We start from the raw sequence: 21482 nt of genomic DNA, 5'->3' as shown, positions 1-21482 counted from the left end.
ACCTGCGCCGCCTGCTGGACATGCATTGTAAAGGCCAGCAATCCATATCGCTTTAATTTGCAGGACGTTTCCTAGACAATCCTTCGGCCTTGCGCCTGCTCAATCCACTGGCTAGCCTTCGCTTCGTCGCTGCATATCAGCGATCGGGTGTGAGATCCCGTGTATTAGCAGGCGCCATGCGCTACAACCGTCTATGGCGGCTATGTGCGGGCAGACTTTGGTCTGGCCGGGTCCTGCTTTCCGGTATCTCACCCCGCACATAGCTGCCACCTTTTGACGTGTGAGATCGGCAAAAGAATGGCTCCCAACCCAAGCAGGAGCTTCACGCATGAACAAACTCGTCCCCGATCCCCCCTTTCCGATTTTTGTCGCCCACGAAGACCTGAGCTTCGAAGACGCCATCGCCAGCATTGCCTCGTTATTACGCTGCGCCGCCACTACCGCAACGCAGACCGCTGAAGACCTCAACGGCGCCCAACGCGACATGGCCTGTTCCACCGCCCACCTGATCGACATGGCCCGCACCCTGGCGGACCGAGCCTTGGAGTGCCTACAACCCCAGGCATAACGCACAACCCCTGTGGGAGGGGGCTTGCTCCCGATGGCGATGGATCAGCGACAGCTATATCGACTGACACACCGCCATCGGGAGCAAGCCCCCTCCCACATGTGACCTGCGCCGCCTGGAGCAGCGTGTTCATATAACAGGTAAACTCCCCTCCTTTTCATCTTCTCCACGGAGTTCGCCTTGCGTCTGTTTCACACCTCCGACTGGCACCTTGGGCAAAACCTGCACGGCCAGGAACGCGACTTCGAACATGCCTGTTTCCTCGAATGGCTGCTGGGCCAACTGAAGGCCCATCGCCCGGATGCGCTGTTGATCGCCGGCGATATCTTCGACACGGTCAACCCACCGCTCAAGGCCCAGGAGCGCCTGTATGACTTCATCATCGGCGCCCACGAACAAAACCCCACGCTGACGATTGTGATGATCGCCGGCAACCACGACTCCGGTTCGCGCATCGAGCTGCCCGCCCCGCTGATGCGCCGTTTGCGCACCCATGCGTTGGGCCGTGTGCTGTGGCTGGATGACGGCCAACTGGATGCCGAACGCCTGCTGATCCCATTGCCGGACGCCAAAGGCAAGATCGTCGCCTGGTGCCTGGCGCTGCCCTTTCTGCGCCCGGCGGAAGTCACGGGGGCGCAGTTGGGCGATGATTACCTGCGCGGCATCGGCCAAGTGCATGAATGGCTGATCGCGGCCGCCAACGCCAAACGCAAGAAAGGCCAGGCGCTGGTTGCCATCAGCCATGCGCACATGGCCGGGGGTTCGGTGTCGGAAGACTCCGAGCGCAGCCTGATCATCGGCAATGCCGAGGCGCTGCCGGCCAGCCTGTTCGATAAGAGTGTCGGCTATGTTGCCCTCGGCCATCTGCACAAACCGCAAAAAGTGAATGGCGAAGAGCGCATTCGCTACAGCGGCTCGCCGATTCCGCTGTCGTTTTCCGAAATCAGCTACAAGCACCAGGTGCTCGACGTGACGTTCCAGGGCGAACGACTGGTCGGCGTCGAACCGCTGCTGATTCCGCGCTCGGTCAACCTGCAACGCCTGGAAGCCGCGCCTCTGGCCGATATTCTCAAGGCCCTGGCCGAGCTGCCCGACATCGACCTGCTCGCCGAAACCCAGCGCCACCCCTGGCTGGAAGTGCGCGTGCGCCTCGACGAACCGCAACCGGACCTGCGCCAGCAGATCGAAACCGCCCTGCAAGGCAAGGCCGTGCGCCTGGTGCGCATCGCCGCCGAATACGCCGGCAACGGCCCGCGCGCCGACGGCGACGAAGAGCGCCTGGTCGAACTCGACCAGCTCACGCCCCAGGAACTGTTCAGCCGCGCCTGGCAGGACAGCTACGGCAGCGAAGTGGATGAACAGACCTTGAAGGACTTCGCCGTGCTGCTCCAGGAAGTGCAACAGGAGGACGAACAGCCATGAAGATCCTCGCCATCCGCCTGAAAAACCTCGCGTCCCTGGCCGGGCCGTTCGAAATCGACTTCACCGCCGAGCCGCTGGCCAGTGCCGGTTTGTTTGCCATCACCGGGCCGACCGGCGCCGGGAAAAGCACCCTGCTCGATGCACTGTGCCTGGCGCTGTTTGGCGCGGTGCCGCGTTTGGGCGATACCGGCCAGGCGAAGATGCCGGATGCCGACAGCGATATTTCCATCGGCGACCCGCGCACCCTGCTCAGGCGCGGTACCGGCGGGGGCTATGCCGAGGTGGATTTCGTCGGCGTCAGCGGGCGGCGCTACCGGGCGCGCTGGGAAGCCAACCGCGCCCGCGACAAGGCCAGCGGCAAGCTGCAGAGCAGCCGCCAGAGCCTGATCGACCTGGACAGCGAGCAACTGCTGGCCAGCCAGAAAACCGAATACAAGACCCAGCTGGAACTGGCCCTGGGCCTGAACTTCGAACAGTTCACCCGTGCGGTGCTGCTGGCGCAGAGCGAGTTCAGTGCCTTTCTCAAGGCCAACGACAACGAGCGCAGCGAACTGCTGGAAAAGCTCACCGACACCGCGCTCTACACCCAGCTGGGCCGCCGCGCCTTCGACAAGGCCAAGGACGCCAGGGACGCCCACAAACAGTTGCAGGACCAGGCCACCGGCGTGGTCCCCCTGGCCGCCGAAGCCCGCGCCGAGCTGGATCAACAACTGAACCAGGCGCAACAGCAACTCAAGACCCACCAGGCCCAGCTCAAGCAGTTGGAATTGCAGCACACCTGGCTCAAGGAACTGCGCGAATGGCAGGAGCGCCAGCAAAGCGCTGCCGAGCAGTTGCAGCACGCCCAGCAACAGTGGGACAGCCAGGGCCAGCAGCGCCAGGACCTGACGCGCCTGGACCAGCTCGCCCCACAGCGCCATCACTTCCTGCGCCGCGCAGAACTCGACGCCTTGCTGGCACCGCTCGCCACGCAGATTCAGCAGCACCTTGCGCAACAGGCCGTGCTGCACAGCCGCCAGGAACAGGCGCAACAGCAGCAGGCCAGCGCCCAGTCGGCACTCGGGCAAGCCCAGCAGAACCAGGCGCAGGCCGCGCCGTTGTTGCGCCAGGCCTTCGAACAACAGACCACCCTCGCCCACTTGACCAAGGAGCTGGCCAAGCGCACCGAGGACCAGCAGCAGCACGCCACCGCCTGCAGCGAAGGTCAGATTTTGCTCAACAGCCTGCAAGAAAAGCAGGCCCAGGTCGGCGAGCGCCTGCAACGCCTGGCCGCTGAACTGGAGCGCAGCGCCGCCCTCGCACCGCTGAGCGACGCCTGGACCGCCTACCGCGACCGCCTGCAACAGCTGATGCTGATCGGCAATCGCCTGAATCAGGGCGAGACCGAACTGCCGCAACTCGAACAGCGCGTCACCGCCGCCGTGGCGCAATTCACCCAGCAGCGCGAAGCCCTGGACCTGCTGTACCAGGAGGCCGGCGCCGAGCCGCACGCAGTGGCCGAACAACTGCAATTGCTCGCCAGCCTCTTGCAGGACAATCGCAAGCAACAACGTGCCTTCGAAGACCTGGCACGTTTGTGGGACAGCCAGCAGCAGCTCGACACCCAGGCCAGCAGCCTGGCGCAAAAACTCGCCGAGGCGGCGCAGCAGCGCGAGCAACTGAACCAGACCGGCCTGCAAACCAAAGCCGAACTGACGGTGGCCGAGCAAACCCTGACGGTGACCAAGCAACTGCTGGAGCGCCAGCGCCTGGCCCGCAGTGCCAGCGTCGAGGAACTGCGCGAGCAGTTACAGGATGACCAGCCCTGCCCCGTCTGCGGCAGCCACGAACATCCGTATCACCAGCCCGAAGCGTTGTTGCAGAGCTTGGGGCGCCACGATGAAAACGAAGAGGCCACGGCGCAGAAAGCCGTCGACAGCCTCAAGGAAAAGCTCACCGAGCTGCGTGGCGAAGTGGGTGGCCTGATCGCCCAGCAAAAGGAATTCCTGGCACAGCAGGAACAGCTTGCGCTGCAGCAGCAAGCGTTGGCGCCAAGCCTGCAAGCGCATCCGCTGTGCGCTGCGCTGTTCAACCAGGACGCCGCCAAGCGCAGCAGCTGGTTGGCCCAGCAACTGGCGCAACTGACCCAAAGCATCGCCCAGGACGAACAGCGCCAAAGCGCCCTGCTCAACCTGCAACAGAACGCCGGGCGTTTGCAGCAGCAGTTGCAAGCCGCCCAGGACGCCAGCCAGCAGGCCCGCCAACTGTTGCTCGACCAGCAGCGCGCCCTGGCCAACGACCGCGAACGCCTCGATGCAGAACTTGCAAGCTTCGCCAGCCTGTTGCCCAGCGCGACGCTGGAAGGCTTGCGCAGTGAACCGGCGGCGACCTTCCTGCAGCTTGATCAGCAGGTCAGCCAGCGCCTGGAACAACTGGGCCATCAGCGTGATGAGCTGGCTGAACAACAAGAGCGTCAGCAGGCCATCGAGAAGCAACAGACCCACCAGCAGCATCGCCAGCAGCAATTGGAGGCGCTGAATCTGCAGGTCGCCGAGCTGGCCACCCAGCACCGCGACGCCCAGGAAACGCTCAGCGCCTTGCTGGGCGAGCATGGCAGCGCCGAACACTGGCAACAGCAACTGGATCAGGCCGTCGCCCAGTCGCGCCAAAGCGAAGCCGATGCCAGCCAGGAGTTGCACGCCGTTCACTCCGCCCTGGTGCAATTGGTCGCCGACCTCAAGGCCGTACAGGAGCGCCAGCAAGCGCTCGAGAGCGAACGACAGGCCCTGGACACGCGCATCAGCGCATGGCGCGCCGCGCACCCCGAGCTGGACGACGACGGCCTGGCGCGTCTGCTGGCATTGGACGACGCCCAGGTCACCGACCTGCGCCAGCAGTTGCACACCTGCGAAAAAGCCGTCGAACAAGCCAGCGTACTGCTGCAAGAGCGCGAACAACGCCTCGCCGAGCACCAGGCCTTGCACAATGGCAACCTGGACGCCGAACAGCTGGACAGCAGCCTCGCCGCGCTCAACCAGCAATTGGCCGAGGGCGAGAAACACTGCGCCGAACTGCGCGCGCGCCAGTCCGAGGACCAGCGCCGCCAGGATGCCAACCACGCCCTGGCCGAACAGATCACCAAGGCCTATGACGAATGGCAGCGCTGGGCACGCCTGAACGCGCTGATCGGCTCGGCCACCGGCGACACTTTCCGCAAGATCGCCCAGGCCTACAACCTCGACCTGCTGGTGCATCACGCCAACGTGCAGCTGCGCCAACTGGTGCGCCGCTACCGCCTCAAGCGTGGCGGCAGCATGTTGGGCCTGCTGGTGATGGACACGGAAATGGGTGATGAACTGCGCTCGGTGCACTCGTTGTCCGGCGGTGAAACCTTCCTGGTGTCGCTGGCGCTCGCCCTGGGCCTGGCGTCGATGGCCTCCAGCACCTTGAAAATCGAGTCACTGTTTATCGACGAGGGCTTCGGCAGCCTCGACCCCGAATCCTTGCAATTGGCCATGGACGCCCTCGATGGCTTGCAGGCCCAGGGTCGCAAAGTGGCGGTGATTTCTCATGTGCAGGAAATGCACGAGCGCATCCCGGTGCAGATTCAGGTCAAGCGCCAGGGCAATGGCTTGAGCACCCTGGAGGTCAAGTGAGCGAAGCGCTGCTGTACTCGTTCCGGCGCTGCCCCTATGCGATGCGCGCACGCCTGGCGCTGCGCTACTCGGGGGTGGCAGTGCAGATTATCGAGGTGAGCCTCAAGGCCAAGCCGGCCGAGATGCTGGCACTGTCGCCCAAGGGCACGGTTCCGGTGCTGAGCATGGAAGGTCGAGTGATCGAGGAAAGCCTGGAGATCATGCAATGGGCATTGGCGCAAAACGACCCCGGCGATTGGCGACTGCAAGGTGATCCTGTTTAAACATCATTTGAATCGATACAAGTACGCCGAACGCTATCCGCAGCAGCCGATGGAACATTATCGGGCCGAGGGCGAGGTGTTCTTGCAGAAGTTGGAGGATTTGCTGGCGGATCGTGAGTACTTGCTCGCCGCGCACATGAGCCTGGCGGACGCGGCCATCGTGCCGTTTGTGCGGCAGTTCGCCCATGTGGATCGCGAGTGGTTTGCGGGGGCGCCGTATCCACGGCTTCAGGCGTGGATACAGCGGATTCTGGAGTCACCGCTGTTTATCGCGGTGATGGCAAAGCCCTGAAACCAACATCAATCAACCTGTGGGAGGGGGCTTGCCCCCTCCCACAGGTTGATTGATGTTAGCCCTGGGTCTTGTGATCCAGCGCCGCATAAAAGTTGGCGCTCTGCTGCAGGTATTTCTGGGTGTAGGCGCTGGTGCTGGATTTTTTCCCGGCGACATCCACGCTGGCGTTGGCAGGCAAGGCCACGGTGGCGGAAACAGCGGAAGCGGCGATGATGGAGAAGAGGTTCAGATTCATGTCGGTAACCCTTGTGTGCGTTTGGTTGAGTGGCCTGGGAAGGCCTTGGAACCAAACTTACGCCCGGGGGTTGAACCTTAGAAATGCTTTGAAACAGTAGCCGTCATCAATGGAATTAATACTTAGGGTCAGGCCCCGCGTTGCGGGGCCTGTGGCTTATTGACGCACTAGGAACTTGAGGTCGCTGGGGGCATCGATCGGCAACTTCTGCACGGTTTTACCCAGCAGGCCGGTGTTGGGGTCACGTTCGAGCACCACGATTTCGTTGCTCTTCTGGTTGGCGATCAGCAGGAACTTGCCGCTCGGGTCGAGGCTGAACTCGCGCGGGTGGTCGCCTTCCACGCTGCGGCGCTGCAGCTCTTTGAGGTGGGCGGTGGCCGGGTCTACGCCAAACACGATGATCTGGTTGGCGGTGCCGCGATTGCTCACATACAGGAACTTGCCGTCACTGGACGCATGCACGGCGGCGCCGGCCTTGTCGGACACCGGTTGCCCGGCGGCGTAGTCGACCAACTGGGTCTGGGTGAGCTTGCCGTCGGCATAATCGAACACCGCGACCTGCGCGCTCATCTCGGTGGTCAGCCAGGCGTGCTTGCCATCGGCGCTGAACAGCAGGTGACGTGGGCCGCTGCCCGGTGGCAATTGCACCGATGCCTGGTTGGCCGGGGTCAGCGGCAATTCGTGATTGGCCTTGGGGTCGTAATGGTAGGCAAATACCTTGTCCGCCCCCAGGTCCTGCACAAACACGTACTTGCCATCCGGCGAAGACACCACTGAGTGCACGTGGTTGGAGGCCTGGCGCTCGGGGTTGACGCGACTGGCCGGGTGCCCGCTCAACTGCACCGGCGCCGACAGTTTGCCGGTAGCGTCCACCGGCAGGATTGCCAGGCTGCCGCCCGGGTCTTCCACCACCGAATAATTGGCGACGAACAGGTAACGCCCATCCGCAGCGATGCTCGAATGGGTCGGCTCGTTACCCAGGCTCTGCACCTGATTGATCAGGGTGAGCTGATGATTCTTCGGGTCGATGCTGTAGCTGCTGACGCGACCGACCGGGTCTTGCTGGCCGGGACCGTTTTCATTGACCACAAACAGGTGCTTCTGGTCTTTGGAGACCGTCAGCCACGAAGGGTTGTCGGCCTTCGCTGCCAGTACCGGCTTGCCCTGGAACTGGCCAGTGCGGCTGTCGAATTGCAGGCGATAAATACCGTCGCTGGCGCCAGCGGTGTAGCTGCCCACCAACAACTCATAGGTGTCAGCCGGCGCAGCCTGCACCGACATCGCCCCCACACTGCCGGCCATCAGCAGCGGCCAGAATTTACGCATCATCATGCTCGTCTTCCTCGTCGTTATTGTTGCCGGTGAAGGCAGCCATGCACACCAGGCGGTGCTCGCCCGAATCACCGGTGAGGGTCCAGCTTTGCAAGGCATCATCAAAGGTCGCGGCCTGTACTTGCGCGAGGCTGAACGTCCAGCGTTTCTCGGCCCGGCCGTCCATGCAGGTCATGCGCAAGCCTTGCTCGTCTGAGGTGAAATCGAAGGCATGCAGCCCATCGATTTCGAGCATGTCGCAGTTTTGAAGTTCAGTAAGCAGGGCGTTGGCAGTCATCGGGATCATTCATCGCTGGAAAAAACGCTGATGATAGGCCAATCCCCTGCGTCTTTCCCGTTTCCCATGGCCAAGCGGTAGTCGGTTACCGCATCACGCCCGTGGCTGCCATTACTTTACGAGGGCATAGCTAACCCACGTAAAGGATGACTCCCGTGCCAACCACCCCGACCCCTCCGGCTGAAAACATTCTGCAAAAAGCAGTGGAGACGCAGTTTCGCACGCGCCCATCCCTGCGCTCAGTCGTGACCCAGATGCTGACCTACACCTTGAAGGAACGCTTCCCGCACCTGCCCAAGCCCCTCTCCGATCTTTGCCTGGCGCTGCCCCGTGACGGCGGCGGCCGGGGCCTGCATCCGCTGCTGGAGGTGGCCCTCAAGCATATTGCCGACGGCAGCTTCCCCGACCTGTCCGTGCGCGACAACCTGGATGGTTACCTGAGTGACGCCACCGGCACCCGCCTCGTCCCGCCGACCGGTGAGCCTTCCAGCTATGACGTGCGCGCCGTCGAAGCGGTGATACGCGAACTGCCCTTGATTCTGTTTGTGGGGTATCAGGATGCACTGACCGAATACTGGGACCAGGACAGCGAGGCCGGCGGCAGTCGCTGGCGATGGCTGGCCAGTTTGCTGCAAGGCGTGCTGAGGACCTCGGCGATTCGTCAGTCCGGCGAGGATGCCCAACAACTGCAAATACTCAGCACGTTGGCCAACTACCCTACTCGTGAAGCCAGGGCGGGCCTGCCATGGCCCGACAATTCGATCCATGCCTACACCCTGGAAACGCACCTGCTGCGGGAATCCACCACCCTGACCGTGCAGTCCAGCGATCTGCTCGTGGTCAGTGGCCAGCGCGTATGGTTGTGTGCCGTGTCCGGCCAGGTCGAGTCCTACGCCAGCCTCGACGCCTTCGGCCAGGCATGGGGCGAGCGCCTGTCACGGCAGTTCAGCGCCGACAAGATCACCTGGCACCGCTACGAGCCGGACGGCGATATATTCGAGGTACAAGCGGCGCTGGTGCTCAACCGGCAACTGGAGGATCTCGCCGCGATACAACTGCCTCGCGCCAGCTCCATAGACGCCGCGCAACAGCTGTTCGAGTCGACTACCAACCCGGCCTCGTGGTTTGCCCGCGCGCCGCTCACGCCGATCGATAGCTTGTCGCCGATCCAGGCCGCCCTCCCCGACTGGCTGCGCGGCGCCTCGCCCGCCGACCGCTTCAGCTATCGCCAATGCCTGATCGAACAGGCCAACCTCAGGCGCCTGACGCAGGGCGCGGGCTACCTGGATGGGCTGGAGGATATCCGCACCTATGCCGCCAGCCACTTGAATCACCAACTGTGCCTGGAGCGCAATGCCGTGATGCTGGGCACACGCAGTTGCACGGACCTTGAACAAGCGCTGTACAAGGCCGAAGACCTGGAGCTGACCTTCGATGTGCCCGTCGGCACGTTGCAAGGTGGCTACATTCAGCACGTGTCCATGAGCCTGGTCGACCTGGCCCTGAAAAACCTGTCGGGAAGACCCAGCGGCCGCATGACATTACGCCATACCGGTGGCCGCGAGCTTGAAGCCTGGCTGACCCCGGCTTACCTGCTGCAACTGATCCAACGGGTGGATATCGGCCGCAACTACCCCGTCTATATTCAACAGGCGTTGCTCAGCGGCACCGAAGAGGCAGAACGGCGCGAACGCCTGTTCTGCGGGCAACGGCCTGTCGAGCTGAAAACCCAGGCGCTGGAACACCTGATAAAGGCTGAGGCGGGGCTTACGCGACGTGGCTTTCGTTGCGTCCAGGCAGTCGTCGGCACCGAGCGTGCGGAGCGCTGGGTCGACAACGATGAAATCGTCATGCGCGCGCTGGCCTTTCAACGCAAGCCTGGGGCCAAGGCTGATGTGGTGCAGAACATGTTCATTATCGAACCGCGCAATGGGCAGTCCGGTCCGCACCTGCTCTACCGGCCGGCCTATGGCGAATCTTTGCTGGAGTTTGCCGGCCGCGACCCGTTGCTGGCGGCCATCGCCCAGCCCGGCGCCCTGCAGGACAGCGTACTGGCCTGGCTCGCGGACGACGCCAGGGCCATTTACAGCAATGGGGGGTTTAATCAGCCGCACTATGTGCGTATCGGCGGTATAGGCTCGGAATTCGATCCATTGCCTGAGGTGCCGAAACCGGCGACGCTGGCACCGGCCAATGATGAAAGTAACGACCCGATCCTGCAGGCGCTGAACAGCGGCCAACTGATGCGATACCTGTTCGTCTGCGAAGCCCGTCAACTTCTGGACCAGGCCGACCGCGAGTCAACCTCCAATGCTGAAAGCCGCTGGGCGTTGATCCTGGAAGGTGTGCAACTGGGCTTCAACACCTTGTTGATGCTGGTGCGCGGCCCCCTGGCGGTCGTCGGATGGCTCATGCAACTGGCGATGGGCCTCAGGCAGGACCTGCCGGCGCTGGAAAGTGCAGACCCGATTGCCAGGGAGTTGGCGTGGGTCGACCTGCTGCTCAACATCGGCATGGTCTTGCTGCACCATGGGCTGGCGACCGAAGCGCCAGGCAGCCCCGTTATCGAATCGCCGCCACGCCCGCCGTTGAGGCGTGCACAGGCCAGCCCTGCGGTGATCGAACGCGGCGTGGTTGGCCTGCCCTCCGAGCCACCCGGTGGAGGCCGAACCCTGCTGGACTTTGACCGCTCCCTGGCCGGCGACAGCGCCTCGGCGCGCCTGCTGGAAAAACTCCTCGAGGTCAACGTGCCCTGGCCCCAGCCGCTGCCGGTCGCCGTTGCGCTGGGCAACCTCAAAGGTCTGTTCAAGGTCGACCACCTCTGGCACGCCTCGGTGGGCGGCCTGTTCTTTCGGGTCAGGGTCGTTCCAGGCTTTGACGAAGTCTTCATCATTCATCCCGACAAGCCCGACCACCCTGGCGTCAAGCTCAGAACCGACGGCAATGGGCATTGGAGCCTGGATCGCGGGCTGAAACTGAGCGGTGGAGGTCCCAAGCGCCTTGCGACCTTGCGAGTGGAAAACCGCCGCAAAACCGAGCAGCTACAAGTGCGGATGCAAGCGCTTGGCATCGAGCTCACGCCACCGATGACCGAACTTCGCGCCTCGCTGGTTCGAATGCGCACCGCCCACGCCGACCTGACCAAACAGGCCGCGACGTTAAAGCTGGTGTGGAAGCTTCTGGACAGTGCAACCGGCCCGCAAAAGTCGACCCTTGAAACCCGTCATCAGCGCGAAATGCAAAGCTATGCAACGCTGCGTGCCCACTATGAAACGCTGCTGGACACCCTGCAGGAACGACACGCGCAGTTGCTGCCGGCACGCCATGAACTGGTCAAGGTGGGGCAGGACCTGGAAAGGTACGGCGGCGCCGGCAGTCACGTTCAGGACCGGGCAAAAACCCTGAGAACGCTCTGGGACGAACAACTGGCAATCCATACCTACCTGGGTTTTTGGTCAGACACGCTTCAATTCAGCGACAGTGGCGAGCCGATGCGTCATGTGTCTGAACGCATGATGCTGGAAAAACTGCTCGGCAACGCTGCGCCCTATGATGAACACACGGCCAAATCCATCGCGTTGGCCGATATCCAGCAACGCATGGCCGTAGGCACCCGCGACATGGAGACCACACTGGAGCTGTTGGAACAGGACTCAGTGGCGGGTCGTGCGATACGTGAAGAGTTGCTGGCAATGATCGCGCACCCGCAGCACTTTTTCCCCGAGAGCCTGAAAATCAACGCGCTGATCCCGTTGTCGTGGGTGGCCATTGAGCTGTCGGCCACTGAAAGGTCGCCGCAGGAAGCGCTGTACAGGCAACATGTCGACCATTCCAGCCTGAGCCAAGCGCTGCTGTCTCACATCGAAGTACGCAGCAGCAGCGGCTTTGCCCTTGATGAACAGCATCAGGTGTACAACACCGTGCTCGATCAATACCGCCGTTATGAGACGGCAATCGAGGCGCTCAAACTGATCAACCCGGCACGCTTGCGCCCGATGGCCGAGCGGCTTGTGAATGAACTGCGAGATGTCCGCACCCTTGCCGAAAACGAACTGGAGGCCGTGGTCCGCAGGCAGGAGGAACTGGAAGTAGAACAGTCGCGATTAAAAAACCTGCGCCCGAAAGCGCCGACCAAACGCATCTTTAAAACCCGTAGAAGAAAATACCTCGTCGGCGACCTCAAGCCGGCCGATGGCCACATCAACCGCGAGCACTTCACCATCACCGACCCGGCTACCGGGCAAGCCGTCGCCTCGTTTCGCGAGCAGGCCGGCGAATGGGTAGACATCGCCGAAGACCTCGCGACCGCGCCGCAACCGCCAGCCCAGGCCCGTCCACTGGCAATACTCAAGCGCGAGGGCCAGATACTGCTCCAGCAGCGCGCCGGTATCGAACGTGTGATCAGCGCTCAACAGCAAGTGCTGGAATTTCCCGGCACTCGGCAGGCGGTCAACCCCGGCGACTGGGATGAACTGCTCAGCGACCAGGCCGGCAAGCTCACCGAGCTTGCCGATGAGATTGCACGGGAACACGCCGGCCAACCCTCGGCCCAGGGCTTGATCGACGAGTACCGGGCAGAAGCCAGGGACATGCAGCGAAAGGCGCAGGAGGTCTGCAGCGCCGCTTACAAACAGCAGTGGCCGACACTGGAAAGCCTCGATTACCTGTGGCGGCACCAGCAGATCGACATCAACCTGACCAGCCCGGCTGATCCACAGCGCCCTACCCTCAGCGGCGATTTTTTCACCGAGTACGCGGTGTATGACAAAGCTCAAAAACCGCCGAGCGTGTTGTGGTATGCCCATTTTCACTATGCGGCAGCCAACATGCCGCCCACTCGCTATACCCGTGCGCACCTGAAACTTGCCGACCAGCGTAAATTCACCCAGAAGGACCTGCTCAAGGCGCATGTGCAGGCGCGATTGAAGAGCCAGCAGGAGCCGGGGGCGGAACCTGTCAGGAAGATCCTCTATGTACTGATCGCGCCGCCTCAGGATCAACTGTTCTTAGCCATCGCACCTGCGCCGCACTGACCGGCGTCCCCTGAAGCGCAAAGACCGCAGCCAAGGCTGCGGTCTTTTTATGTCGCTCGGGCAATCAGTGGGCAAACAGCGAGTTGCCCTTCTGCCCCGCCAGCTTCTCGGGCTTGATCAGGAAGCGCGCCAGTGCCGGCAGCAGCCACAGCGCACCGAACATGTTCCACAACAGCATGAAAGTCAGCATCAGGCCCATGTCAGCCTGGAACTTGATGGCCGAGAAGATCCAGGTGCACACGCCGATGGCCAGGCACAAACCGGTAAACAGCACGGCTTTACCGGTGGACTTGAGCGTCTGGTAATAGGCTTCCTGCAACGGCAAGCCCGCGCGCAGGAAGCTTTCCAGGCGACTGTAGATGTAGATGCCATAGTCCACGCCGATCCCCACGCCCAGCGCCACCACCGGCAAGGTCGCAACCTTGACGCCGATGCCCATGAACGCCATCAGCGCGTTGCCCAGCACCGAGGTCAGCACCAGGGGCAGCACGATGCACAGGGTCGCCGCCCAGGAGCGGAAAGTGATCATGCACATGGTCGCCACGCACAGGTACACCAGGATCAGGATGGTCAGCTCCGACTCCTTGATCACCTCGTTGGTGGCCGCCTCGATCCCGGCGTTACCGGCGGCGAGGATGAATTCCAGACCGTCCTTGTTGTTCTCCTTGGCGAAGTCCTGCACCGCATGCACGGCGCGGTCGAGGGTCTCGGCCTTGTGGTCGTTGAGGAACACCAGCACCGGCGCGAGGGAGCAATTGTTGTTGTACAGGCCATCGGCGCGGGCGATGGAGTTGTTCAGCACGTCGGGGTTGCGCGACAGGGTTTCCCATTTCAGGTTGCCCTCGTTCATGCCTTTGATCATCTGCTTGGACACAGTGACCAGCGAGATCGCCGACTGCACGCCCTCGGTGTTCTGCATTTTCCACATCAACTGGTCGATCGGCGCCATGGCTTCATAGCGCGAGCAGCCTTCGGCGCGGGTCTTGACCATCACCACCAGCACGTCGGAGCTGGTCGAATAGTTGCTGATGATGAAGTTGTTGTCTTTGTTGTAGCGCGAGTCGGGGCGCAGTTCCGGCGCGCCCTGGTCGAGGTCGCCGATTTTGAGGTTCTGGCTGTACCAGAGGCCGCCGCCGAAGGCGAGCACTGCCAGGGCGATGGAGATGGGCGCGATTTTCGGGTTGGCGAAGTTCGACAGCAGGCGCCAGAAAGGATGTTCGCGGTTCGCGTCCTTCTTGCTCCGGGCGATGGCCCGCGGGCTGATGCCGACATAGGAAATCGCCACCGGCAGCAGGATCAGGTTGGTGAACACGATCACCGCCACGCCGATAGACGCACCGATCGCCAGTTCGCGGATCACGCCGATGTCGATGATCAGCAAGGTGATAAAGCCCACGGCATCGGCGAGGATCGCGATCATCCCCGGCAGGAACAGCTGCCGGAAGGTGCGCCGCGCGGCGGTCAGGGCGTTGTCTGCCTCACTCGACTGCAGGGCGATCCCGTTGATCTTCTGCACCCCGTGGGAGATGCCGATGGCGAAGATCAGGAACGGCACCAGCATCGAATACGGGTCCAGCCCGAAGCCGAAGAAGTGCATCAGGCCGAGCTGCCAGACCACCGCCACCAACGTGGTGCTGAGCACCGCGACGGTGCTGCGCAGGCAGTTGGTAAACCACAGCAGCAGGATCAGGGTGATGACGAAGGCGATGCCGAAGAACAGCACCACCATCACCAGGCCATCGATCAGATCACCGACTTTCTTGGCGAAGCCCACGATGTGGATCTTGACGTTGGGGTTCTGCGCTTCGAACTTGTCGCGGATCTTGTCTTCGAGTTCATGGGAGAACTTGCGGTAATCCAGGGCCAGCAACTTGCCCTGGTCCTGCGGGTCCGGGTAGGACTCCAGCAGCGGGATATCGACGATGCTCGACTTGAAGTCGTTGGCCACCAGCCGGCCGACCTGGCCGGACTTGAGCACGTTGTTGCGCAACTGGTCGAGGCTTTGCGGCGAGCCGTTGTAGCTCTGCGGGATCACTTCACCGCCGGCGAAGCCTTCTTCGGTCACTTCGGTCCAGCGCACGCTGGGGCTCCACAACGACTTGAGGCCCGAGCGGTCGACGCCGGAGATGTAGAACACCTCGTCGTTGATCTGGCGCAGGGTCTCCATGTACTCCTTCGTGAAAATGTCGCCGTCCTTGGCTTCCACCGAGATGCGCACGGTGTTGCCCAGGTTCGCCAGGTCGTTGCGGTGCTCCATCATCTTCTCGATGAAGGGATGCTTGAGGGGAATCATCTTTTCAAAGCTGGTGGACGGGCGAATCAAGGTCGCTTGCCAGAACAGGAAGATACTCACCAGCAGGCAGATGACGATCACTGCCGGGCGGTTATTGAAGATCAGGCGCTCAAGAAAGGTCGCTTTATCGTTGTGATGACTGCTCATATTTCCCGCCTTCTTCTTATTTTGGCTCTTTATTTAGGAGCGGTTCGGCGCCAGCAGCTGTAGCGACGCGAACGCCGCCCTGCCCGACCAGGATCAAGTTGCCGTTGCCGGCCGCGGTGACCGCCGAGAGTGAGATACGGTCCGGGCGGTTGAATACGCTGAAGGTCTGGCCGTCGTCATGGCTGACCACCACGCTGCCGCCATTGCCGACGACGACGATGGCACCATCCTCCAGCAAGGTCGCGCCGGACAACCCGAACTCCAGCGCTCCCCGCGCCGCGTTCAACTCGACGGGCTCCCAGGTGCTGCCAAAATCGGTGGAACGATACAGGTTGCCGCGCAAACCATAGGCCAGCAGCGTTTGCGCTTGAGCGGTGCCGATCACGCCAAACAACGAGCCCTCATAGGGGCCTTCGAGTTTTTCCCAGGTCTGGCCGTCGTCGCTGGAGCGAAACATGCTGCCCTGCTCACCGACAATAAACAGGCCGGCGTCCTTGATGGAGGCGATGGCGTTGAGGTGGAACTGGTCTTCGTTGTCGAGGCGGTCGCTGACGTCTTCCCAGGTCTGGCCGCCGTCGGTGGTCTCGATCAGCGCACCGTAGGCGCCCACGGCCAGGCCGTGATTGGCGTCGTTGAACCATACGTCGAGCAACGGCGCTTCGCGCTTGAGGTCCTGGTATTGCTGGGTCCAGCTGGCGCCGCCGTCGCTGCTGGCGAGTATTTGCGCATCATGGCCGACCGCCCAGCCGTGGCTGGCATCGACGAAGAACACCGCCGTGAGCAACTGCCGGGTGGGGACTTTGGCTTGGGTCCAGGTGCTGCCCTGGTCATCGGAATAGAGGATGTGCCCACGGTCACCCACCGCCACCAGGCGCTGGCCGGCGTGGACCACGTCAATCATCAGGCCTTTGGCGGCCTTCGGGGATTCAATCGCAGACACCGCTGCGGCGGGGGTATCGCTGGCGGCGTGGACGACGCTGGGTAACGCAACGGCGCCAAACAGCGAGAGCGCTGTGGCCAGCAACGCAAGCTTGCGTGCGGCGCGTGGGCGGCAAACAACCCAACCCATGACAGGCTCACTCATAGACCTTTCTCCCATTTATTATTGTTAGGTCGTGTTGCTTTGCGCGGGGCTCTGAAACCTGCAATCTAGAGCGCCTGGCGCAAGCACGGGCCATCCTATCGGGCTTTGGAATCGTCTGACAATCGGCGCTACGTTATCTTTTGTTAACTGGCGGCGTTTGGCCACATGGTGAATATAGCTGCATCAGCTCAAATGATGATGTTATGGGACGCGGAGCGTCTCTGGCGGCGTTCCCACGCGGAGCGTGGGAACGATCATCACGGCGCCATGCGTTAATGAATTTTTATTCCATCTATTGAATTTTGAGAATATTTATTCCATTAATACGCTTCCTGAAAACAATAATCCAAAGGACCACGGCGATGCGTGAACTCGGAATCGGCTTGATCGGCACAGGCTTCATGGGGCGCGCCCACGCGCTGGCGTTCAACAACGCTCGGGCGGTGTTCGAACTGCCCGTCACGCTCACACTGGCGGCCCTGGCCGATGCGGACGCCGAGCGCGCGCAGCGTTGCGCCAGCGCCTGGGGGTTTGCCCAGGCCCATGCCGACTGGCAGGCGCTGATCGACGATCCCAAGGTCGATGTCGTGGCCATCACCACCCCCAACCACCTCCACTACCCCATGGCCATGGCTGCGATTGCGGCCGGCAAGGCGGTGTACTGCGAGAAGCCGCTGGCCGTCAGCCTGGAACAGGCCGATGCCATGCGTCGAGCTGCCAGCGCGGCCGGGGTGGTGACGCGCGTGGGCTACAACTACCAGCACAACCCGATGATCGTGCTGGCGCGACAGATGATTGCCAGCGGCGAGCTTGGCGAGATCATCAGTTTCCAGGGCGAATTCAGCGAAGACTTCATGGCCGATCCGGCCTCGCCCTGGTCGTGGCGCTGCGAGGTGGAACACGCTGGCGGCGCGCTGGCGGACCTGGGCAGCCATTTGCTGTCGATGGCCCATTACCTGGTGGGCGATGTGGCCAGCGTGTGCGCCGATACCCATACCGTCCACGCTCAACGGCCGGCCCTCAAAGGCAGCCATGAACTCAAGAGCATCGCCGTGGACGACCAGGTGCATGCCCTGTTGCGTTTTGCCAACGGCGCGCGCGGCACGGTGAGCAGCAGTTGGCTCAAGCATGGCTATAAGAATCACCTGAGCTTCGAAATCAGCGGAACCCAGGGCACGCTGGCGTTCGATCAGGAGCGCTTGAACGAGCTGCGCCTGTGCCGAGCCGGCCAGGATGGCTTCCAGCGCTTGCTCGCCGGCCCGGCCCTGCCCGGCTATGCCGCGTTCAGCCCGGCGGCGGGCCACCAGTTGGGGTACAACGAGTTGAAGACGCTGGAGGTTCACGAACTGATCATGGCGCTGGCGGGGCAAGGTGCGGATGGCACCGATTTTGAAGCGGCGTGGGCGGTGGAGCGGCTGGCGACGGCGATTCGGGTGGCGGCGCTTGAAGAGCGCTGGGTCGAAGTGAACTCAATCTAAATGTGGGAGGGGGCTTGCCCCCGATGGCGGTGTGTCAGCCAGTGTATTTTTAGCTGACACACCGCTATCGGGAGCAAGCCCCCTCCCACATTTGATCGCAGTCGCCTTCAATATCAGCGCAGGGCTCGGCGCAGTACTTTGCCGACTGTGGTTTTAGGCAGTTCGGTGGTGCGAAACTCCACGTACCTGGGCACCTTGTAGCCGGTCAGATATTCCCGGCAATGGGCGAGGATCTGCTCCTGGGTCAGGCTCGGGTCCTTGCGCACCACGATGATCTTGACCTTCTCGCCGGTCACGCCATCTTCCACACCGATCGCCGCCACTTCCGCCACCCCTGGATGCATCGCCACCACGTCCTCGATTTCGTTCGGGTACACGTTGAAACCCGAGACCAGGATCATGTCCTTCTTGCGATCCACCAGGCGGATGTAGCCGCGCTCATCCATCACGCCGATGTCACCGGTCGACAACCAGCCCTCGGCATCCAGCACTTCGGCGGTTTCCTTCGGGCGCTTCCAGTAGCCCTGCATCACTTGCGGCCCGCGCACTTGCAGTTCGCCTTGCTCGCCGATTTCGGCGATTTCGCCGTCTTCACGCACGAAGCGCACCCAGGTCGACGGCAAGGGCACGCCGATGCTGCCGGTGAATTCCATCTCGCGCATGCGGTTGATGTCGATGGGGCTGATGCTCACCACCGGGGAACACTCGGTCAGCCCGTAGCCCTCGATGATCGGCAAGCCGGTGACTTCCTTCCAGCGCTTGGCCACCGCTGTGTGCGTGGCCATGCCCCCGGCGATCACCATGCGCAGGTCGGAAAAGTCCCGCGCGCAGAACTCCTTGTTCTCCAGCAAACCGTTAAACAGCGTGTTGACCCCGGCGATCCCGTTGAATCGCTCCTTGCGCAGGATCATCTGCACCCGTTTCACGTCCCGTGGGTTGGCAATCAGGATATTGCGCCCGCCCAGGCACATGAACATCAGGCAGTTCACCGTCAAAGAAAAGATGTGGTACAGCGGCAGCAAGGTGACGTTGGTCTCCTGCTTGTGCTGGTCCAGTTGATCACCGACCCAGGCCTTGGCTTGCAACAGGTTGGCAATAATATTGCGATGGCTGAGCATCACCCCCTTGGCATCGCCGGTGGTGCCGCCGGTGTATTGCAGGAAGGCCAGCTCATCGCGACTTATGCTCACGGGCAGAAAATTGAGCGCCCGCCCCTGTTTCAGCACCTGGTTGAAACGCACCGAGCCAGGCAGCGTGAAGGCCGGCACCTGTTTCTGCACGCTGCGCAGGATGAAGTTCATCGCCGCGCCCTTGAAGGTGCCGAGCAGGTCGCCGATGGCCGCCACCACCACGCGCTTGACACTGCTGCCGGCGATGACCTTTTCCAGGGTGTGGGCGAAGTTTTCGAAGATCACCACAGTCTCGGCGCCGCTGTCCTTGAGCAGATGCTTGAGCTCATGGGCGGTGTACAACGGATTGACGTTGACCACCACCGCGCCGGCCAGGATCGTGCCCAGCAGGCAGATCGGGTACTGCAGGCAATTGGGCATCATCAACGCGACGCGGTCGCCCTTCTTCACCCCCTGGCCCTGCAGCCACGCGGCAAATGCGCTGCCCTGGATGTGCCAGTCGGCGTAAGTCATGGGCGTGCCGATGCTGACATACGCCACCCGCTCGCGGAATTTTTCCAGGTGCTCCACGAACACTTCGCGCAACGAGGGGTAAGCCTCGATAGCGGCATCGATGTCCGCCGGCACGCCGGGCAGGTAGGCGTTCAACCAGATGCGTTCGGTGTGTTCCAGGCTGATGGCGTTCATGGCTGCGTCCTTATTGTTGTTGTGGATAGGGCTACTTTTCGACGATGGCGGTAATACCCAGCCCGCCTGCCGCACAGATCGAGATCAAGCCGCGACCGCCGCCGCGCTCATGGATGGCCTTGGCCAACGCCGCCAGTTGCCGGCCACCGGTGGCGGCAAACGGATGGCCGCAGCCCAGCGAACCGCCGTTGACATTCATTTTTGCGCGGTCGATGGCGCCCAGCGGTGCGTCCAGGCCCAGCCGCTCGCGGCAGTAGTCGGGGTCTTCCCAGGCCTTGAGCGTGCACAGCGCCTGGGCGGCGAATGCTTCGTGGATTTCGAAGAAATCAAAATCGGCAAAGCCCAGGCCTTCGCGCTTGAGCATGCGCGGTACGGCGTAGGCCGGGGCCATCAACAGGCCTTCGGTGCCGTCGACGAAATTCACCGCCGCCGTTTCGCCGGTGCGCAGGTAGGCCAGCACCGGCCAGCCATTGGCAGCGGCCCACGCTTCGCTGGCCAGCAACACCACCGAAGCGCCGTCGGTCAGGGGCGTTGAGTTGCCGGCGGTGAGCGTGCCGTCCTGGCGGTCGAAGGCCGGCGCCAGGCTCGCGAGTTTTTCCAGGCTGATGTCGGCGCGCAGATTGTTGTCCCGTGCGAGGCCCCGATGGGGGCTGATCAGATCGTCGAAGAAACCGCGCTTATAGGCCGCGTCGAGGCGTTGATGGCTGCAGAGGGTCAACTCATCCTGGGCCAGGCGCTTGATCTGCCAACGCCTGGCCATTTCTTCGCAGTGCTCGCCCATCGACAGGCCGGTGCGCGGCTCGCCATTGCGCGGCAGCAGCGGCTTGAACAACATCGAAGGGCGCACCTTCAACAAGGCCTTCAGTTTGTCGCCCATGCCCTTGGCCCGATTGGCCGCAAGCAAGGTGTGGCGCAGGGATTCGTTGATGCCAATGGGCGCGTCGGAGGTGGTGTCCGCGCCTCCCGCGATACCCACTTCGATCTGGCCCAGCGCGATTTTATTGGCCACCAGCAACGCGGCTTCCAGGCCCGTGCCGCAGGCCTGCTGCACATCGTAGGCTGGGGTCTGCGCACACAGCGTGGTCGACAGCAATGACTCGCGCGCCAGGTTGAAATCGCGCGAATGCTTGATCACCGCACCGGCGACGAATTCGCCCAGGCGCTGACCGTGCAGGTTGTAGCGATCCACCAGGCCTTGCAGGGCGGCCACCAGCAAGTCCTGGTTACTGTCATGGGCATACACGGTGTTGGAACGGGCAAACGGCAGGCGGTTACCGCCGATGATCGCCACGCGTCGGGTCGGTGGCGGATTGAAGCTGTAGTCACTCATGTAAGGCTCTCATTCCAGGCGTTTGATCCCACAGCAACAACCCGCGCATATGCGGTTTGTCGCCGGCCACATTGCGCACTTCGAATTCACGGAGCGGGCCGGTCACGGGGCGGCTCCACAGGGCGACCTGGCCGGGCAGGAAGATCGGCAACTTGAAATCGCAATGGGCCTCGGCGTGGTCCAGGCCACCCGGTGGCTGCTGTGCCGCCAGCGCACGGCCCAGGGTCCACATGCCGTGGGCGATGGCGGGTCGATGATCTGGGTCACGTAGTC

The 21482-nt window shown here is 62.5% G+C and carries 12 protein-coding genes and 2 pseudogenes; 6 read left to right on the top strand and 8 right to left on the bottom strand.

Translation table 11 applies throughout. From position 1 onward, the window contains the following. The first annotated feature begins 328 nt into the window (after nucleotides 1-328). The 4 genes and pseudogenes from C4J93_RS12655 (at nucleotide 329) to C4J93_RS12640 (ending at nucleotide 6180) form a co-directional block, all read left to right on the top strand. Nucleotides 329-568: a DUF6124 family protein gene (locus C4J93_RS12655; RefSeq protein ID WP_124362673.1), complete on the top strand. Its 240-nt coding sequence runs from the start codon at nucleotides 329-331 to the stop codon at nucleotides 566-568. A 180-nt stretch (nucleotides 569-748) separates the two neighbouring features. Beyond that, entirely contained in the window at nucleotides 749-1990 is a 1242-nt protein-coding gene (locus tag C4J93_RS12650; RefSeq protein ID WP_124429498.1) for an exonuclease SbcCD subunit D C-terminal domain-containing protein, read from the top strand. Continuing rightward, entirely contained in the window at nucleotides 1987-5625 is a 3639-nt protein-coding gene (locus tag C4J93_RS12645; RefSeq protein WP_124429497.1) for an AAA family ATPase, read from the top strand. Before C4J93_RS12650 ends, C4J93_RS12645 begins: the two co-directional genes overlap by 4 nt. Then, nucleotides 5622-6180, top strand: a pseudogene (locus tag C4J93_RS12640) (glutathione S-transferase). Before C4J93_RS12645 ends, C4J93_RS12640 begins: the two are co-directional and overlap by 4 nt. A 58-nt stretch (nucleotides 6181-6238) precedes the next feature. Here C4J93_RS12640 and C4J93_RS12635 read toward each other — a convergent pair. The 3 genes from C4J93_RS12635 to C4J93_RS12625 all read right to left on the bottom strand — a co-directional run bounded on the left by C4J93_RS12635 (nucleotide 6239) and on the right by C4J93_RS12625 (nucleotide 8027). Continuing rightward, entirely contained in the window at nucleotides 6239-6418 is a 180-nt protein-coding gene (locus C4J93_RS12635) for a hypothetical protein (RefSeq protein ID WP_124366879.1), read from the bottom strand. A gap of 156 nt (nucleotides 6419-6574) precedes the next feature. Then, nucleotides 6575-7750: a lactonase family protein gene (locus tag C4J93_RS12630; protein WP_124429496.1), complete on the bottom strand. Its 1176-nt coding sequence runs from the start codon at nucleotides 7748-7750 to the stop codon at nucleotides 6575-6577. Next, entirely contained in the window at nucleotides 7737-8027 is a 291-nt protein-coding gene (locus C4J93_RS12625; RefSeq protein ID WP_124429495.1) for a DUF5629 family protein, read from the bottom strand. Before C4J93_RS12625 ends, C4J93_RS12630 begins: the two co-directional genes overlap by 14 nt. A gap of 155 nt (nucleotides 8028-8182) precedes the next feature. Between C4J93_RS12625 and C4J93_RS12620 the strand changes: the two genes are divergently transcribed. Further along, nucleotides 8183-13060, top strand: coding sequence for a hypothetical protein (locus C4J93_RS12620; RefSeq protein ID WP_256660174.1), 4878 nt, complete (start codon nucleotides 8183-8185; stop codon nucleotides 13058-13060). 64 nt (nucleotides 13061-13124) lie between these two features. Here the strand turns inward: C4J93_RS12620 and C4J93_RS12615 are convergent, their stop codons facing one another. Both C4J93_RS12615 and C4J93_RS12610 read right to left on the bottom strand, forming a co-directional pair. Continuing rightward, nucleotides 13125-15500 carry an RND family transporter gene (locus C4J93_RS12615; protein ID WP_124362662.1) on the bottom strand — a complete coding sequence of 792 codons (2376 nt, stop codon included), beginning with the start codon at nucleotides 15498-15500 and terminating at the stop codon, nucleotides 13125-13127. Nucleotides 15501-15516: 16 nt separating this feature from the next. Next, entirely contained in the window at nucleotides 15517-16569 is a 1053-nt protein-coding gene (locus C4J93_RS12610; protein WP_177413549.1) for a YCF48-related protein, read from the bottom strand. Nucleotides 16570-16946: 377 nt separating this feature from the next. Here C4J93_RS12610 and C4J93_RS12605 point away from each other — a divergent pair, with 377 nt between their 5' ends. After that, on the top strand, nucleotides 16947-18062 hold the full coding sequence (locus C4J93_RS12605) for a Gfo/Idh/MocA family protein (RefSeq protein ID WP_124404047.1): 1116 nt from the start codon (nucleotides 16947-16949) through the stop codon (nucleotides 18060-18062). Between the two features lie 113 nt (nucleotides 18063-18175). Here the strand turns inward: C4J93_RS12605 and C4J93_RS12600 are convergent, their stop codons facing one another. The 3 genes and pseudogenes from C4J93_RS12600 to C4J93_RS12590 form a co-directional block, all read right to left on the bottom strand. Continuing rightward, nucleotides 18176-19879, bottom strand: a complete 1704-nt coding sequence (locus C4J93_RS12600; RefSeq protein WP_124429492.1) for an AMP-binding protein — start codon at nucleotides 19877-19879, stop codon at nucleotides 18176-18178. A 31-nt stretch (nucleotides 19880-19910) separates the two neighbouring features. Next, nucleotides 19911-21209: an acetyl-CoA C-acetyltransferase gene (locus C4J93_RS12595; RefSeq protein ID WP_124429491.1), complete on the bottom strand. Its 1299-nt coding sequence runs from the start codon at nucleotides 21207-21209 to the stop codon at nucleotides 19911-19913. After that, nucleotides 21202-21462 (bottom strand): annotated as a pseudogene (locus C4J93_RS12590) (acyl dehydratase); the annotation flags it as partial. The pseudogene C4J93_RS12590 and the gene C4J93_RS12595, both read right to left, overlap by 8 nt. Between the last annotated feature and the right edge of the window lie 20 nt (nucleotides 21463-21482).

Origin of the sequence: Pseudomonas sp. R2-37-08W (assembly GCF_003851705.1) — a bacterium.
GTDB lineage: Bacteria > Pseudomonadota > Gammaproteobacteria > Pseudomonadales > Pseudomonadaceae > Aquipseudomonas.
The sequence above is the reverse complement of the archived record's forward strand: the minus strand, read 5'-3'. Positions and strand labels throughout refer to the sequence as shown.